At 65.0% G+C, this 15,865-nt stretch carries 17 protein-coding genes and 1 pseudogene; 14 read left to right on the top strand and 4 right to left on the bottom strand.

The features are described 5' to 3' along the window. Window positions 1-137 precede the first annotated feature (137 nt). Window positions 138-464 carry an Arc family DNA-binding protein gene (locus ACNFCJ_RS15045; RefSeq protein ID WP_003461866.1) on the bottom strand — a complete coding sequence of 109 codons (327 nt, stop codon included), beginning with the start codon at window positions 462-464 and terminating at the stop codon, window positions 138-140. A 383-nt stretch (window positions 465-847) separates the two neighbouring features. Between ACNFCJ_RS15045 and phnC the strand changes: the two genes are divergently transcribed. From phnC to ACNFCJ_RS14975, 14 genes and pseudogenes are all read left to right on the top strand, one after another. After that, a complete protein-coding gene (phnC, locus tag ACNFCJ_RS15040) occupies window positions 848-1,672 on the top strand; it encodes a phosphonate ABC transporter ATP-binding protein (RefSeq protein WP_143504304.1) in 825 nt (274 codons plus the stop codon). A 54-nt stretch (window positions 1,673-1,726) separates the two neighbouring features. Continuing rightward, window positions 1,727-2,728: a phosphonate ABC transporter substrate-binding protein gene (gene phnD / locus ACNFCJ_RS15035; RefSeq protein ID WP_416772157.1), complete on the top strand. Its 1,002-nt coding sequence runs from the start codon at window positions 1,727-1,729 to the stop codon at window positions 2,726-2,728. 63 nt (window positions 2,729-2,791) lie between these two features. Next, window positions 2,792-3,583 carry a phosphonate ABC transporter, permease protein PhnE gene (phnE, locus tag ACNFCJ_RS15030; protein ID WP_416772156.1) on the top strand — a complete coding sequence of 264 codons (792 nt, stop codon included), beginning with the start codon at window positions 2,792-2,794 and terminating at the stop codon, window positions 3,581-3,583. Window positions 3,584-3,621: 38 nt separating this feature from the next. Continuing rightward, window positions 3,622-4,326, top strand: coding sequence for a phosphonate metabolism transcriptional regulator PhnF (phnF, locus tag ACNFCJ_RS15025; RefSeq protein WP_416772154.1), 705 nt, complete (start codon window positions 3,622-3,624; stop codon window positions 4,324-4,326). 11 nt (window positions 4,327-4,337) lie between these two features. Further along, window positions 4,338-4,787: a phosphonate C-P lyase system protein PhnG gene (gene phnG, locus ACNFCJ_RS15020; protein WP_416772153.1), complete on the top strand. Its 450-nt coding sequence runs from the start codon at window positions 4,338-4,340 to the stop codon at window positions 4,785-4,787. Continuing rightward, complete coding sequence (phnH, locus tag ACNFCJ_RS15015) at window positions 4,787-5,398, top strand: phosphonate C-P lyase system protein PhnH (RefSeq protein ID WP_416772151.1); 612 nt, start codon at window positions 4,787-4,789, stop codon at window positions 5,396-5,398. Before phnG ends, phnH begins: the two co-directional genes overlap by 1 nt. After that, window positions 5,398-6,474, top strand: coding sequence for a carbon-phosphorus lyase complex subunit PhnI (locus ACNFCJ_RS15010; protein ID WP_416772149.1), 1,077 nt, complete (start codon window positions 5,398-5,400; stop codon window positions 6,472-6,474). The genes phnH and ACNFCJ_RS15010 overlap by 1 nt, the downstream gene beginning before the upstream one ends. Window positions 6,475-6,477: 3 nt before the next feature. Further along, window positions 6,478-7,343: pseudogene (locus ACNFCJ_RS15005) on the top strand (alpha-D-ribose 1-methylphosphonate 5-phosphate C-P-lyase PhnJ); the annotation flags it as partial. Then, entirely contained in the window at window positions 7,340-8,149 is an 810-nt protein-coding gene (gene phnK / locus ACNFCJ_RS15000; RefSeq protein WP_416772148.1) for a phosphonate C-P lyase system protein PhnK, read from the top strand. The pseudogene ACNFCJ_RS15005 and the gene phnK, both read left to right, overlap by 4 nt. Before the next feature lie 83 nt (window positions 8,150-8,232). After that, window positions 8,233-8,949: a phosphonate C-P lyase system protein PhnL gene (phnL, locus tag ACNFCJ_RS14995; RefSeq protein WP_416772146.1), complete on the top strand. Its 717-nt coding sequence runs from the start codon at window positions 8,233-8,235 to the stop codon at window positions 8,947-8,949. Then, window positions 8,939-10,084 (top strand): alpha-D-ribose 1-methylphosphonate 5-triphosphate diphosphatase, encoded by a 1,146-nt coding sequence (locus ACNFCJ_RS14990; protein ID WP_416772144.1) that lies wholly within the window; start codon window positions 8,939-8,941, stop codon window positions 10,082-10,084. The genes phnL and ACNFCJ_RS14990 overlap by 11 nt, the downstream gene beginning before the upstream one ends. Next, window positions 10,084-10,665: a phosphonate metabolism protein/1,5-bisphosphokinase (PRPP-forming) PhnN gene (phnN, locus tag ACNFCJ_RS14985; protein WP_041978246.1), complete on the top strand. Its 582-nt coding sequence runs from the start codon at window positions 10,084-10,086 to the stop codon at window positions 10,663-10,665. The genes ACNFCJ_RS14990 and phnN overlap by 1 nt, the downstream gene beginning before the upstream one ends. Next, window positions 10,656-11,405 (top strand): phosphonate metabolism protein PhnP, encoded by a 750-nt coding sequence (gene phnP, locus ACNFCJ_RS14980; protein WP_416772143.1) that lies wholly within the window; start codon window positions 10,656-10,658, stop codon window positions 11,403-11,405. Before phnN ends, phnP begins: the two co-directional genes overlap by 10 nt. A 98-nt stretch (window positions 11,406-11,503) precedes the next feature. Continuing rightward, the gene (locus ACNFCJ_RS14975) at window positions 11,504-12,703 is read left to right on the top strand and encodes an MFS transporter (RefSeq protein WP_416772141.1); all 1,200 of its coding nucleotides are present in this window, start codon (window positions 11,504-11,506) and stop codon (window positions 12,701-12,703) included. 30 nt (window positions 12,704-12,733) lie between these two features. On the opposite strand, the gene ACNFCJ_RS14970 is transcribed toward ACNFCJ_RS14975, so the two are convergent. From ACNFCJ_RS14970 to ACNFCJ_RS14960, 3 genes are all read right to left on the bottom strand, one after another. Beyond that, window positions 12,734-13,351 carry an NAD(P)H-dependent oxidoreductase gene (locus ACNFCJ_RS14970; RefSeq protein WP_099525231.1) on the bottom strand — a complete coding sequence of 206 codons (618 nt, stop codon included), beginning with the start codon at window positions 13,349-13,351 and terminating at the stop codon, window positions 12,734-12,736. After that, entirely contained in the window at window positions 13,344-14,738 is a 1,395-nt protein-coding gene (locus ACNFCJ_RS14965) for a class II fumarate hydratase (RefSeq protein WP_416772139.1), read from the bottom strand. The genes ACNFCJ_RS14970 and ACNFCJ_RS14965 overlap by 8 nt, the downstream gene beginning before the upstream one ends. Before the next feature lie 106 nt (window positions 14,739-14,844). Then, entirely contained in the window at window positions 14,845-15,855 is a 1,011-nt protein-coding gene (locus tag ACNFCJ_RS14960; RefSeq protein ID WP_143504290.1) for a DUF2804 domain-containing protein, read from the bottom strand. Window positions 15,856-15,865 lie beyond the last annotated feature (10 nt).

The following is a 15,865-nucleotide window of genomic DNA, read 5'->3' as shown; positions in this document are numbered from 1 at the left end:
CCTGAGCGCTGCACTTTGCATCATTGCACCAGTAAAAACACAAACGCCCCGAATCAATCGGGGCGTTTGTATTGAACCGGTTCAGTTCAGAACGTTTTCACACAGTCTGTCAAGGCCGGTTTTTTAATGGGCTCGCTTCAGGCTTCTTCAGCGGCCATTTCCACGTCGTGGGCAATCAGAGCGACCAGAGCATTCTGCTGGCGGCGCGACAACTGACGAAAACGCTGCAGCAATTCACGCTCATGGAGGCTCAGTTCGGGGCTGTCGAGGCGCAGGCTGAGATCGTCATCCAGAGCACCTTCCTGAAGCATGCTTTGCTCCAGACGGGCGATGATTTCCGAGTTCATGCTGCGGTGATGGTTGCGTGCTACGTCAGCGATACGCTCACGCATGCCATCTGGCAAGCGAACGACAAATTTGTCAGCCGTGCGGCTGGAGTAAATAGCCTGTTTCATAGGGCGCATACATTACCGGTTAGTTCAGGGTGCGATACTGGTAGCCAGTGTCGAGATTGTCACCGGTTTGACAGTGTTTCGCACTAGCCGTTCAACCGGTACCGCGTTCTGCGTCATTATGACCTTCAGGTCATCTGAACAGTTCCTTGACGCCAAATGCGTGTCACATTGTGATTCAGGTAGCGGCTTTATGCCAGCACCGATTGTCTGAAATGCGTGGTACTCGGCAGAACTCATCCTGTTGCTTCGCTCGAGCATAAAAGTTTCAAGTTTCATTCACTCAATCGTCATCCCCGGTTCACGGGTCTGACACAGCGTGCGCCTACCTTGGTCTACACCAGAAGGCGCGAGCTAGCGGCCTTCTTATCGAAATGATAGTAGAGGGCCAGCACATGAGCGCAGCGATTCGAGTCGACCGTCTGAATAAAAGTTTCGGCCGCAAGCAGGCGCTGTTCGATCTGGCGCTATCCGTGCAGCCGGGCGAGATGGTGGCACTGATCGGTGCCTCTGGCTCGGGCAAGTCGACCCTGCTGCGTCATCTCGCCGGCCTGGCGCGCGGTGACGCCGGTAGCATCGAAGTGCTTGGGCGCCAGGTGCAGAGCGACGGGCGCCTGAATGGCGATGTGCGCCGTCAGCGCGCCGATATCGGCTACATCTTCCAGCAGTTCAATCTGGTCGGGCGCCTCAGCGTGCTGCAGAACGTCCTGCTCGGCGGTCTGGGCCGTATGCCGCGTTGGCGCGGTAGCCTCAGCCTGTTCAATCCTGAAGAGAAGCAGCGTGCGCTGCAGGCGTTGGAGCGGGTAGGGCTGGCCGAGTTCGCCGCGCAGCGTGCCTCGACTCTTTCCGGCGGCCAGCAACAGCGCGTGGCCATCGCCCGTGCGCTGTGCCAGCAGGCCGAGGTAATTCTCGCCGACGAACCGATCGCCTCGCTCGACCCAGAGTCGGCGCGCAAGGTGATGGAGATCCTCGCCGACATCAACCGCCGCGACGGCAAGACGGTGGTGGTGACCCTGCATCAGGTCGATTACGCGGTGCGCTATTGCCAGCGCGCCGTGGCGCTCAAGGGCGGGCGAATTCATTTCGACGGCCCGACCGCGGGCTTCAACCCAGATTTCCTCAATGACCTCTACGGCGGCGATCTCGATATCAGCCTGCTGCTGCCGCAAGGGCAGCGCCCACGGGCTGTGGAGCGTCCGCTGACACTGGCCAAGGCCTGATCTCAGCCCTCTCATTCGAAACAACAACGCCAACTAGCAACAGGAGTGTGCTCCATGTTCAAACGCATCGGCCAGGTGCTGGCTGCTTCCGCGCTCGTCACCGGTTCCCTGCTGGGCTCGGCCCAGGCCGCCGAGGAACTCAACTTCGGCATCATTTCCACCGAGTCTTCGCAGAACCTCAAGGCCATGTGGGATCCGTTCCTGGCTGACATGAGCAAGCAGACCGGGGTGAAGATCAACGCCTTCTTCGCCCCTGACTACGCCGGGATCATCCAGGGCATGCGCTTCGACAAGGTCGACGTGGCCTGGTACGGCAACAAGTCGGCGATGGAAGCGGTGGACCGCGCCGGCGGCGAGATCTTCGCCCAAACCGTGGCGGCCAACGGCGCGCAGGGTTACTACAGCCTGCTGGTGGCGCACAAGGACAGCTCGATCAACTCGGTCGAGGACATGCTGAAGAACGCCAAGAGCCTGACCTTCGCCAACGGCGACCCCAACTCCACCTCCGGCTATCTGGTGCCCGGTTATTACGTGTTCGCCCAGAACAACGTCGACGCCGGCAAGGTATTCAAGCGCTCGCTCAATGGCAGCCATGAGGTCAACGCGCTGTCGGTGGCCAACAAGCAGGTCGATGTCGGCACCTTCAACAGCGAAGGCATGGAACGCCTGGAAGTGACCGCGCCGGACAAGGCGGCGCAGCTCAAGGTGATCTGGACTTCGCCGCTGATCCCTTCCGACCCGATCGTCTGGCGCAAGAACCTGCCGCAGGAAACCCGCGACAAGCTGCGCAACTTCTTCATGACCTACGGCGCCAAGCCGGAAGAGAAGAAGGTGCTCGAAGGCCTGCAGTGGGGCCAGTTCAAGCCGTCGGACAATGATCAGTTGCTGCCGATTCGTCAGCTCGAGCTGTTCAAGAAACGCACCGAAGTGGCCAACAACGACAAGCTCAAGGACGCCGACAAGCAGGCTCAGCTCAAGGAGCTGGACGCCGAGCTGGCCAAGCTCGAGCAGCGCATGGCCGAGCGTGAGAAGCAGGGCGGCGCCAGCGCCGGTTGATCCTGGCAGCCCCTCGGTATCGACCGAGGGGCTGACTGCAGTCGTTTTCCCCGAGATGCCTTGATGACCACTTTGACCACCCATACCCCGACTGCCGATAGCAAACGCAGCTGGCTGCAATTGATCGGCTGGGGCCTGTTCTTCGCCGTACTCGCCTGGTCCTGGCAGGGTGCGGAAATGAATCCGCTGGCGCTGGTGCGCGATGCCGGCAACATGGCCACCTTCGCCGCCGACTTCTTCCCGCCGGATTTCAGCAATTGGCAGCATTACCTCAAGGAGATGGTCGTCACCGTACAGATCGCTCTTTGGGGCACGGTGCTGGCCATCGTCTGCGCCATTCCGCTGGGCATTCTCTGTTCCGAGAACATCGTGCCCTGGTGGGTGTACCAGCCGGTACGCCGGGTGATGGATGCCTGTCGTTCGATCAACGAAATGGTCTTCGCCATGCTTTTCGTCGTCGCGGTCGGGCTCGGCCCCTTCGCCGGCGTGCTGGCACTGTTCATCAGCACCACCGGGGTACTGGCCAAGCTGTTCGCCGAGGCGGTCGAGGCCATCGATCCGGGCCCGGTCGAAGGCGTGCGCGCCACCGGCGCCAGTGCCCTGCAGGAGGTGATCTTCGGCGTCATCCCGCAGGTGCTGCCGCTGTGGATTTCCTATTCGCTGTACCGCTTCGAGTCCAACGTGCGTTCGGCCACGGTGGTCGGCATGGTCGGCGCCGGTGGCATCGGCGTGATCCTCTGGGAGGCCATACGCGGCTTCCAGTTCGCCCAGACCTGCGCGCTGCTGATCGTGATCATCCTGGTGGTGAGCGCCATCGACATCCTGTCCCAGCGCCTGCGCAAGCTCTTTATCTGAAGGAGAGGGAGGGCGCCTGTGCGCGCCCTTTTCAAACGATGAACTTGTCTAGACAAAGCGAACCGCTATACCGCGAACTGGCCGCCGTGCTGCGCGAAGACGTGCAGCACATGAGCCCGGGCGATTACCTGCCGGGCGAGATGCAATTGGCTGCGCGCTTTTCCGTCAACCGTCACACCCTGCGCCGCGCTGTCGACGAGCTGGTGCTCGAAGGCCGCTTGCTGCGCCGTCAAGGCAAGGGCACCCAGGTGCTGGCCAAGCCGCTGGTGTATCCGGTAGAGGCGGGTAGTGCCTTCAGCCAGTCATTGTCGGCGCTTGGCCACCGCGTCGAGGCGCAACTGGTCGAGCGTCAGCATCGCACTGGCAGCGGCGAAGAATGCCGCCACCTGCAACTGCCCGATGGCAGCGAACTGCTCGAGCTGGTCACCCTGCGCCTGCTCGACGGCCAGCCGCTGAGTCTGATTCGTCATCGCTTCTGCATCAGCCTGGCGCCGCTGCTGGCCGACTATCAGGGCGGCTCGCTGCGCCAGTACCTGGCCGAGCGCGATCTGCCGCTAACACGCACCTTCAGCCTGATCGGCGCGCGCCTACCCAGTCGCGAGGAGGCTGCGCATCTGCTGATGCCGCGCCATGCGCCGCTGCTCAGCGTACTCACTTTGTCCCGCGATCCCGCTGGCCGGGCGGTGGAGCTGGCGCAGTCCAGCAGCCGTGCCGACCGCTTCCAGTACCAGGTAGCGACCTGATGGAGACCCGCATGAACGAAACCGATCCGAACATCGCCGCGCGTCAGCGCTGGATGGGCGTCTTGGCCCGCGCCGGCAGCGCTCTCGATAGCCATGAGGCGGCGCTGAAAGACAGCGCCTACCAACTGATCCGCTCCCCCGAGGTGGGCATGACCCTGGTGCGCGGGCGCATGGGCGGCACCGGTAGCGCCTTCAACCTCGGCGAGATGACCGTGACCCGCTGTGTGGTGCGTCTGGCCGACGGCCGAACCGGTTACAGCTATCTGGCAGGCCGCGACAAGCGCCGCGCCGAACTGGCCGCCCTGGCCGACGCGCACCTGCAGGGCAGCGACCAGGCGCGCTGGCTGGATGACCTGATCGAACCCCTGGCCCGCGAGCAGCGCGAACGGCGCCTGAACCGGGCCGCCCGTACCGCCACCACTCAGGTGGAATTTTTCACCCTGGTCAGAGGAGAGGACTGATGACTACGCCGCACAGCTCGCACTGGCTGCAACCGGCTTTCGACGACCCGGTGCTGGACGCCCAGGTCAGCTTCCGCGCGGCCCTCGGAGCCCTGGCCGAACCGGGGCTGCCACGCGCCATGGATCGTGCCCATGCCTTGGGCGACCTGGCCCCAGCTACTTATGGCTTGTGTCTGGCCTTCCTCGACAGTGATACGCCTCTTTGGCTGGCGCCGCGTTTCGACACGCCGCTGATTCGCGCCAACCTGGCGTTCCACTGCGGCTGCCCGATTGTCGCCGAGCGTGAGATCGCTTTGTTCGCCCTGCTTGATGAGAGCGAACTGGATGATTTGTCGGACTTCGACAATGGCAGCGAACGCTACCCGGATCAGTCCTGCACGCTACTGATCCAGTTGGCTGATCTGCACGCCGGCCCGGCCCTGCGCTGGCGCGGCCCAGGCATCAAGGACGTGCGCAGCGTCAGTCTGCCGTTACCTACCTCGTTCTGGCAGCAGCGTCAGGCACGCAATGCCTTTCCCCGTGGCCTGGATTGCTTCTTTGCCGCAGGCGGCGAAGTCATCGGCCTGCCGCGCAGCACCCGCGTGCTGATCGAAACCGAGGAGGCTGCCTGATGTATGTCGCCGTCAAGGGTGGCGAACGCGCCATCGACAATGCCCATCAACTGCTGGCCAGCCGTCGCCGTGGCGATACCGCCGTCGCCGAACTGGGCGTTGAACAGATCCGCCAGCAACTGCCGCTGGCTGTGGCCCGGGTCATGAGCGAAGGCTCGCTGTACGACGAGGAGCTGGCCGCACTGGCGATCAAACAGGCGGCCGGCGACCTGATGGAGGCCATCTTCCTCTTGCGCGCCTACCGCACCACGCTGCCACGTTTCGGTGCCAGCGAGCCGCTGGACACCACGAAGATGCAGCTGGAGCGGCGCATATCCGCCACCTTCAAGGATCTGCCCGGCGGCCAGTTGCTCGGCCCTACGTTCGATTACACCCACCGTCTGCTGGATTTCACCTTGCTGGCCGAGGGCGAGTATCCGACACCGGACACCACGCTTGCCGACGAGCCCAAGCCCTGTCCTCGGGTGCTGGATTTTCTCGCAGGCGAAGGGCTGATGGCCCGCGAGCAGGACGACGGCGCACCGGTGCCGGACATCACCCGCGAGCCGCTGGCCTTTCCCGCCAGCCGCGCCGAGCGCCTGCAGGCGCTGGCCCGTGGCGACGAGGGCTTCCTACTGGCGCTGGGTTATTCCACCCAGCGTGGTTACGGACGCAACCACCCCTTCGCCGGGGAGATCCGCATCGGCGACGTCGAGGTGTGGATGACGCCCGCCGAACTGGGTTTCGCCGTGCCATTGGGCGACATCGAAATCACCGAGTGCGAGATGGTCAACCAGTTCGTCGGTGAAAGTGCCGAGCAGGCGCAGTTTACCCGCGGCTATGGCCTGGCCTTCGGTTACGCCGAGCGTAAGGCCATGGGCATGGCGCTGGTCGACCGCGCGCTGCGCGCCAGCGAGTACGGCGAAGAGGTGCAGGGCCCGGCGCAGGAAGAGGAGTTCGTGCTGATGCACTGCGACAACGTCGAAGCTGCCGGCTTCGTCTCGCACCTCAAGTTGCCGCACTACGTCGACTTCCAGGCCGAACTGGAACTGATCCGCAAGCTGCGCCGCCAGGCGCCGGCAGAGGAGAACCGCTGATGAACGCTTTCACCGCAAGCGGCGCCCGCGAAGCGTCGGCCTACAACTTCGCCTATCTGGATGAGCAGACCAAACGCATGATCCGCCGCGGTCTGCTCAAGGCGGTAGCGATCCCTGGCTACCAGGTGCCCTTCGGCGGTCGAGAAATGCCACTTCCCTATGGCTGGGGCACCGGCGGCATGCAGCTGACTGCCGCCATTCTCGGTGCAGACGATGTGCTCAAGGTGATCGACCAGGGTGCCGACGACACCACCAATGCGGTGTCGATTCGCCGCTTCTTCGCCCGTACCGCAGGTGTCGCCACCACCGAGCGCACGCTTGAGGCCAGCGTGATCCAGACCCGCCACCGTATTCCGGAAACACCGCTGTCGGCCGGGCAGATCATGGTCTATCAGGTGCCGATTCCCGAGCCGCTGCGTTTTATCGAGCCCAGCGAGCAGGAGACGCGGACCATGCACGCGCTGGAAGACTACGGCGTGATGCACGTGAAGCTGTACGAGGACATCGCCACCTTCGGCCATATCGCCACCGCCTACGCCTACCCGGTGACAGTGGACGAGCGCTACGTGATGGACCCGTCGCCGATCCCGAAATTCGACAACCCCAAACTGGACATGAGCCCGGCGCTGATGCTGTTCGGTGCCGGCCGCGAGAAGCGCCTGTATGCGGTGCCGCCATTTACCCGGGTGGTCAGCCTGGACTTCGAGGATCACATCTTCGCCGTGCAGCGCTGGGACGAGTGCTGCGCCTTCTGTGGCAGCAGCGAGTCCTTCCTTGACGAGCTGATCGTGGACGACGCCGGCAGCAAGCGCTACGTCTGCTCCGACACCGACTTCTGCCGTCAGCGAACCGAGGAGAACCTACAATGAGCGCCGCCGAACGTCTGCAACCTGCCATGGCTGCAACCGAGCCGTTGTTCTCTGTGCGTGACCTGACCCGCCTGTACGGCCCGGACAAGGGCTGCCAGGGCGTGAGTTTCGACCTCTATTCCGGTGAAGTGTTGGGCATCGTCGGCGAGTCCGGCTCGGGCAAGTCCACCTTGCTCAGCCTGCTCTCCGGGCGTTGCCCGCCGGATCGCGGCGCGGTCAGTTATCGCGGTCGCGACGGCCAGTGGCTAGACCTGTACAGCGCCAGCGAGGCCGAGCGGCGTACGCTGCTGCGCACCGAGTGGGGCTTCGTCGAGCAGAACCCGCGTGACGGCCTGCGCATGACAGTGTCGGCCGGCGCCAATATCGGCGAGCGGCTGATGGCCCAGGGTGTGCGCCACTACGGCGAACTGCGCGCCGCCGGGCTCGACTGGCTGAGCCAGGTGGAGATCGACCCGGCGCGTATCGATGACCTGCCGCGCACCTTCTCCGGCGGCATGCAGCAGCGCCTGCAGATCGCCCGCAACCTGGTCTCGGCGCCGCGTCTGGTGTTCATGGACGAGCCGACTGGAGGGCTGGACGTGTCGGTGCAGGCGCGCCTGCTCGACCTGCTGCGCGGCTTGGTGCGCGAGCTGGACCTGGCGGTGGTGATCGTCACCCACGACCTGGCGGTGGCGCGGCTGCTGGCCGACCGGCTGATGGTGATGCGCCGCTCGCGCGTGGTTGAGGCGGGGCTGACCGACCAGATTCTCGACGACCCGCAGCATCCGTATTCGCAGCTGTTGGTGTCGTCGGTGTTGCAGCCCTGATTTCGTCCTGTGGGAGGGGCTTTAGCCGCGACCCCTCTTTGTCGCGGCTAAAGCCCCTCCCACGAACGCAGAGAGTATTGACCATGGAAAACCTGATCGAGGTCAGCGGCCTCAGCAAGACCTTCACCCTGCACCAGCAGAACGGCGTCGTCCTGCAGGTGCTGCGTGATCTGAATTTCGCCGTGCGCGGCGGCGAGTGCCTGGTGCTGCACGGCCAGTCCGGCGCCGGTAAATCGACCCTGCTGCGCACGCTGTACGGCAACTACCTGGCCGCCGGCGGCAGTATTCGCATCCGTCACCAGGGCTCGCCAGTGGAGCTGGTCGGCGCCGAGCCGCGCCAGGTGCTGGCGGTGCGTCGGCAGAGCCTGGGTTACGTCAGCCAGTTCCTGCGGGTGATCCCGCGCGTGTCGACCCTGGACGTGGTGATGGAACCGGCGCTGTCGCGTGGCTGGACGCGCAGCGACGCCGAAGCGCGGGCCAAGGCGCTGCTAGGCCGGCTGAATATTCCTGAGGCGCTCTGGCAACTGGCGCCGGGCACCTTTTCCGGCGGCGAGCAGCAGCGCGTCAATATCGCCCGCGGCTTCATGGTCGAGTGGCCGGTGCTGTTGCTCGATGAGCCAACCGCCTCGCTGGATGACGCCAACCGCCAGGTGGTGTTGGCGCTGATCAACGAGGCCAAGGCCACGGGTAGCGCGCTTATCGGCATTTTTCACGACCGCACCGCGCGCGAGGCGGTGGCCGACCGTTACCTCGACATGAGCGCCAAGGCGGCGCAAGCGGAGTACGTCTATGTCGTCTGAACAGATTCTCAGCAACGCCCGCGTCGTCACCGCCGAGCGCGAGTTCCTCGGTACGCTGGTGCTGCGTGACGGGCTGATCGCAGCCGTGAACGAGGGCGTCAGTCGCCTGCCGCAAGCCCAGGACCTGGGCGGCGATTACCTGCTACCGGGGCTGGTGGAGTTGCACACCGACAACCTGGAGAAACACATGAGCCCGCGCCCCGGGGTGGACTGGCCGTCGACCTCGGCGGTGCTGACCCACGATGCGCAGATCGTTGCCGCCGGCATCACCACGGTGTTCGATGCGCTGTCCATCGGCGACATCAACCCGCGTGGCCGGCGCATGCAGCAATTGCCGGCGATGATCGAAGCCATCGCCGCCAGCGAAGCAGCCGGGCAGACTCGCGCCGAGCACCGCCTGCACCTGCGCTGCGAGCTGTGCCATCCCGATGCCCTGACCATCTACCGTGACCTGGTGGAGCATCCGCTGGTGGCCCTGGTGTCGGTGATGGATCACTCGCCCGGTCAGCGTCAGTTTGCCAAGGTGGAGAAGTACCGCGAGTACTACATGGGCAAGTACCACCTGAGCCCGGAGGAGATGGAGGAATTTCTTCAGGAGCAGATCGCCAACTCGCGCCAGTACAGCGACCGTCAGCGCCATGCCATCGTCGAGGACTGCCACAGCCGGGGTATCTCGGTGGCCAGCCATGACGACGCGACTTTGGCCCACGTGCAGGAGTCGGCCGATTTCGGCATGGCCATTGCCGAGTTTCCCACCACCCTGGAAGCGGCCAAGGCTAGCCACGATCTGGGCCTTAAAGTGCTGATGGGCGCACCGAACGTGGTGCGCGGCGGTTCGCACTCGGGCAATATCGCCGCCGCCGAGCTGGCTCAGCATGGCGTGCTGGATATCCTCTCCAGCGACTACTACCCGGCCAGCCTGCTGCATGCGGCCTGGCTGCTGGCCGGGCAGGACAACGACTATGATTTACCAGCGGCCATCGCCACCGTGAGCCGCGCACCGGCCAGGGCGGCGGGGATGGATGACCGCGGCGAGATTCGCGTTGGCCTGCGCGCCGATCTGGTACAGGCCAGGGCGCATGGCCAGCAACCGGTGATCCAGCAGGTGTGGCGGCAAGCACGAAGGGTGTTCTGATGCAGGGCAGGTTGATCTATCTGATGGGGCCTTCGGGCTCGGGCAAGGACAGCCTGTTGCAGGCGGCGCGTGCGCCACTGGAGGCACGCGGCTGCCGTTTCGCCCGGCGGGTGATCACCCGCAGCGCCGAGGCTGTGGGCGAGGACGCGCTGGGGGTGACCCCGGCCGCGTTCGAGCGCCTGGAGCTTGAGGGCGCCTTCGCCCTGAGCTGGCGCGCCAACGGCCTGGCCTATGGCATTCCCCGTGAGATCGACGACTGGCTGAGCGCCGGGCAGGACGTGCTGATCAATGGTTCGCGCGGTCATCTCGAAGCGGCCCGGCAGCGTTATCCGCAACTGCTGGCGATCGTTCTGCAGGTCGATGAGGCGGTGCTGCGCCAGCGCCTGCTGGCCCGCGGTCGGGAAACCGCGGAGCAGATCGAGCAGCGCCTGGCGCGCAGCCGGAGCTTCGCTGCCGTGGCAGGCGCTTCAGTGGCGACCGTCGCAGAGGATGGCGTCTGCGTGCTGAACAACTCCGGGCCTCTGCAGCAAACCGTCGGCCGCCTGCTGCAACTGCTCGACGAGCACCGTCGATGCGCCTGACCCTGCTCGGCACCGGCGATGCCCGCCAGGTGCCCGTGTACAACTGCCAGTGCCCGGCCTGCACAGCGGCGCGCGTGCAGCCGGCGCGGCGCCGTGGCCCTTGCTGCGCCCTGATCGAATGCGGCGCGCAGCGCTGGCTGATCGACAGCGGCCTGACCGATCTCACCGAGCGTTTCGCACCGCACAGCCTCAGCGGCATCCTGCAGACCCACTACCATGCCGACCATGCCCAGGGTCTGTTGCACCTGCGCTGGGGCCAGGGCCTGGTGATCCCGGTGCATGGCCCGGATGATCCGGAAGGCCTGGCCGACCTGTACAAGCACCCCGGCATTCTCGACTTCAGCCAGCCGTTCGCTGCCTTCGAGCGTCGCCAACTGGGTGAGCTGAGCGTTACCGCACTACCGCTGACCCACTCCAAGCCGACCTTCGGCTACCTACTAGAGGGGCAGGGCAGGCGCATCGCCTACCTCACCGATACCGTCGGCGTGCCGGAAGCGAGTTGTGCGGAACTGCAGCGCGCGCCGCTGGATCTGCTGGTGCTTGATTGCTCCACCGCGCCGCAACCCGTCGCGCCGCGCAACCACAACGACCTGACCCGTGCGCTGGAGGTCGTCGAGCGCCTGCAGCCGACACAGGCAGTGCTGACCCATATCGGCCACAGCTTCGATGCCTGGCTGCTGGAGCATCCCGACGCCTTACCGCCAGGTGTGACGCTGGCAAGCGATGGCCTGGTGTTGTGAGTCCAAACTGCTGTCTGTAACCAAAGATTTCAGATTCGCCGGGCTTGCCGTTACAGTGCTGGGCCTTCCAACGTGTTTGCCCCCAGCAAAGAGGTTGCATGAACGCCCGCCGCATTACCCTGTTGCTGTGTACGGCCGAAACCCTCGGCATGGCCGGTTTCGCCCTGTTCGCCGCGCTGCTACCGCAATTCCAGGCACTCTGGGGGTTGAGCAATACCGAGGCCGGCTGGATCGGCGGCGGCTTCTTTCTTGGTTACATGCTCGCCGTGCCTGTGCTCGCCGGCCTGACTGATCGGCACGACGCCCGGCTTATCTACCTGGCGGCCATGTTGCTGACGGCCGTGGCCAGCGCCGGCTTCGTTTTCGCCGATGGTTTCTGGTCCGCATTGCTCTGGCGCGTACTTGCCGGTATTGGCCTGGCCGGCACCTACATGCCGGGACTCAAGGCGTTGTCGGAACGTATCGACGGTGCCTCGCAGTCGCGTGCCATCGCCTTCTACACCGCTAGTTTCGGCCTGGGTACGGCGCTGTCCTTCACCCTGTCCGGTGAATTGGCCAAGCTCGGCGGCTGGCAACTGCCGGCGTTGCTCAGCGGTGCCTGTGCGTTGCTGGCCTGGGCGTTGGTGTATTGGGGGCTGGCGCCGAAAGCGGTCGAGGCACATGCGCCGCGTAATCTGCTGGATCTGGCGCCGTTGGGAAATCGCGCGGTGTTGGCTTACTGCCTAGCCTATGCGATGCACAACCTGGAGCTGTTCGCCCTGCGCGCCTGGTTGGTGGCCTTCGTGGTGTTCTCCGGGCATCTGCAGAGCGTCGATCCCTGGCTATCGGGCACCTGGGTGGCGATGCTGGCGACCTTGATCGGCATGCCGTCGAGTATCCTCGGCAATGAACTGGCGCTGCGTTTCGGGCGTCAGCGCTGGCTGATCGGCGTGATGCTCAGCTCCGCGCTGCTTGCCGCCGTGGTTGGCCTGGGCGCGGCGCTGCCGTTCTGGGTGATGCTGGTGCTGACTCTGATCTACGCGGTGACCGTCACCGCCGACTCGGCTTCGTTGACCGCTGGACTGGTCAGCGTCGCCCCGGCCAGTCACCGTGGCGCGGCGATGGCGCTGTATTCCTGCACCGGCTTTACCGGCGCGTTCCTCGGTCCGTTGCTGTTCGGCATGACTCTGGATGCTTTGGGCGATCAGCAGTTGCTCGGCTGGTGGGCGGCGTTCGCGCTGATGGGCCTGTTGCTGACGCTCGGGCCGCTGGCGTTGTGGTGGGCGGGTAGAGGGCGCGAGGAACGCTCGCGCCTCTGAGTCAGGGCTACCGGGCCTGGGTGGTGGATTTTACGCTTTGCTGCCCAGCGTCTCGGCCTTGCGCAGCCAGCTCTGGCGTTGTTCTTCGCTGGACGGGCGCACCGGGGCGAACTCGCTCAGGCGCCGCGTTTTGATCCCGCAGAAACCGAGGATGGTACGCACCATCTGCCGATGCGCCGGGGCACCGTAGATCCAGCGGAAATACCAGCGAGGCGTGTCCATGGTCACCAGCAGGTCAGCGCTGCGCCCGCTGAGCAGCTTGTCCCAAAGTTGCGAGCGGTTGCGGTACTTGAAGGCGAAGCCGGGCAGGAACACCCGGTCGAAGAAGCCCTTGAGCAGCGCAGGAATGCCGCCCCACCAGACGGGGTAGACGAACACCAGGTGCTCGGCCCAGTGAATCAGACGCTGAGCTTCGAGCAGGTCCGGCTCCAGATTCTGGCTCTGCTCGTAACCTTCACGCAGGATTGGGTCGAACTGCATTTCGCCTAGTCTGAGCTGGCGCACCACGTGCCCCTTGCTACGTGCTCCCAGGCTGTAGGCCTCGGCCAGGGCGTGGCAGAGGCTGTCCTTCTTGGGGTTGCCGAGAATCAGCAGGATGCGTTTGCCATCGCCTTCCAGTGGTGTGGCGCCACTCTTGCCTTCAGTCATGCCGCCCGGCTCCGAGCATGTCCTGCGGTCGTACCCATTGGTCGAACTCCTCTTCGTTCAGGTAGCCGAGCTGCAGTGCGGCCTGGCGTAGCGTGCTGCCTTCGGCGTAGGCCTTTTTGGCGATTTCGGCGGCTTTGTCATAGCCGATGTGGGGGTTGAGCGCTGTCACCAGCATCAAGCCGTTTTCCAGATGCGCAGCCATTTGCGCGGCATCCGGCTGCAGGTCGGCGACGCAATGCTGCTGGAAGTTGCGGCAGCCATCGGCGAGCAGGCGGATCGATTGCAGCAGGTTGTGGATGATCACCGGCTTGAATACGTTGAGCTGCAGGTGGCCCTGGCTGGCGGCGAAGCTGATGGTCGCGTCGTTGCCCAGCACCTGACAGGCCAGCATCGACAGCGCTTCGCACTGGGTCGGATTGACCTTGCCAGGCATGATCGAACTGCCCGGCTCGTTGGCTGGCAGGCGCACTTCGGCGAAGCCGGCGCGCGGGCCGGAGCCGAGCAGGCGCAGGTCGTTGGCCAGCTTCATCAGGGCCACGGCCAGAGTCTTCAGCGCGCCGGAGAGCTGCACCAGCGGCTCGTGGCCGGCCAGCGCGGCGAACTTGTTCGGGGCGCTGGTCAGCGGCAGGCCGGAGAGTGCGGCCAGTTCAGCAGCGATGGCTTCGGCGAAACCGGCTGGTGCGTTCAGCCCGGTGCCGACGGCAGTACCGCCCTGGGCCAGCTCGCAGACGGCGGGCAGGGCAGCGCGAATCGCGGCCTCGGCATGGCCGAGCTGGGCGACGAAGGCCGACAGCTCCTGGCCGAAGGTGATGGGGGTGGCGTCCATCATATGGGTGCGCCCGGTCTTGACCAGGTTGGCGTGGCGCTGCGCCTGTTCCTGCAGGCCGTCACGCAGTTCGGCCAGCGCCGGCAGCAGGGCGTGGCGAACGCCCTGCACAGCGGCGATGTGCATGGCAGTAGGGAAGCAGTCGTTGGAGCTTTGCGCGCGGTTGACATGGTCGTTGGGGTGCACCGGGGTCTTGCCGCCGCGTTGGCCGCCGGCCAGTTCGTTGGCTCGGCCGGCGATCACCTCGTTGACGTTCATGTTGCTCTGCGTGCCGCTGCCGGTTTGCCAGACCACCAGGGGGAATTGCGCGTCGTGCTGGCCTTCGAGCACTTCGTCGGCAGCCTGTTCGATCAGTCGGGCGATATCCGCCGGCAGCTCGCCGCTGCGGCTGTTGACCCGTGCCGCGGCTTTCTTGATCAGCGCCAAAGCATGCAACACGGCCAGCGGCATGCGCTCCTGGCCGATGACGAAGTTGATCAGCGAGCGCTGGGTCTGCGCGCCCCAGTAGGCGTCGTTAGGGACTTCGATGGGACCGATGCTGTCGGTTTCGGTGCGGCTCATGGCGTTCTCCGGGGCAAGTGCAAGATTGCTGGCAGTTTAGGTCGCGCCGCTGGAGACTGGTTCCACAACTTATCTATCAGGTTGATTGGAGCCTTTGAAAGAGCGACTACCAGCGGGCGTGGGTTTCACCCAGCCAGCCCAGTGCTCCGTCCACTGGCACACGCTCGCCCCTCGGGCCGCGCAGCACACCGTCGTAATGACCGAAGCGCTGCACGGTGTTGGCGTGGAGCGGACCGAGTTTGGGGCAGGCCTTGTGCAGTTGGCAGGGAGTGAAGCGCAGGGCCACACGATCATCCTCGCTGTCCAGACGCCAAGTAGCCAGCGGCGCCTGCGAACTGCGCTCGATATGCAGGGGGCTGTCGAGTAATTGCACCTCACCGCCGAACCACAGGGAGTTTTCCGACAGGCCGCTGTGATCGAGCCAGCCAGCACCGAAGTTACCGGCAATGCCGCCCGCAGCAGCGAAAGCAGCGCGCTGCCAGTAAGTGTTCAGCGGCCAGACACCGCGACCGAAATCCAGCGCGGCGAAGCTCTGGCCCGGCATGCAGCTGTAATGCTTGCCGCCCAACTGCAGACTGCCGGCGGTGGGCAGGCCAAGCTGGCGGCAGGTGGCGTGAAAGCCGCCATTCTGCAGGGGGGCGACCAGATTGACCGATTGCAGATGGGCAGGGCGCTGAATGTCCAGGGCAACCTGTAGGGGCTGGCCGCCGATATCCGGGGCGGCAGCGGTGAGGCGCAGGCGTCCGGGGTGCTCATCGATGCGCAGTTGCAGGCGAGAGTGGCTGAAGGAGTGACTCTCCAGTGGCAGGTCTGGCAGTTGGCAGCCCAGAGCGAAGGGGCGGAGCTGGGTATGGGCGACGGCCTGGCCGGTGTCCAGGTCGAGGAAGTAGGCGGCGCCGTAGCCCAGGTAGTCGAGGTCAGCCAGGGTTAGCGAGAGCATCCACTGCGGCGTGGTGATGCACCAGTGATTCCAGCGTTTGCGCCGCCCGGCGTGGCCGTGCAGGGTGCAGTCCACCTGCGGGCGGCTGGACCAGCCAATGGCCTCGTCCAGCAATCGGCCTTTGCTGTCGCAAAGCGGCTGGAGCGGAAGGGGAGCGTGTGAGGTGAGGCTGGTCATCGGGCACGTC

This window comes from Pseudomonas sp. NY15364 (genome assembly GCF_048068235.1).
GTDB lineage: Bacteria > Pseudomonadota > Gammaproteobacteria > Pseudomonadales > Pseudomonadaceae > Aquipseudomonas > Aquipseudomonas mendocina_D.
The sequence above is the reverse complement of the archived record's forward strand: the minus strand, read 5'-3'. Positions and strand labels throughout refer to the sequence as shown.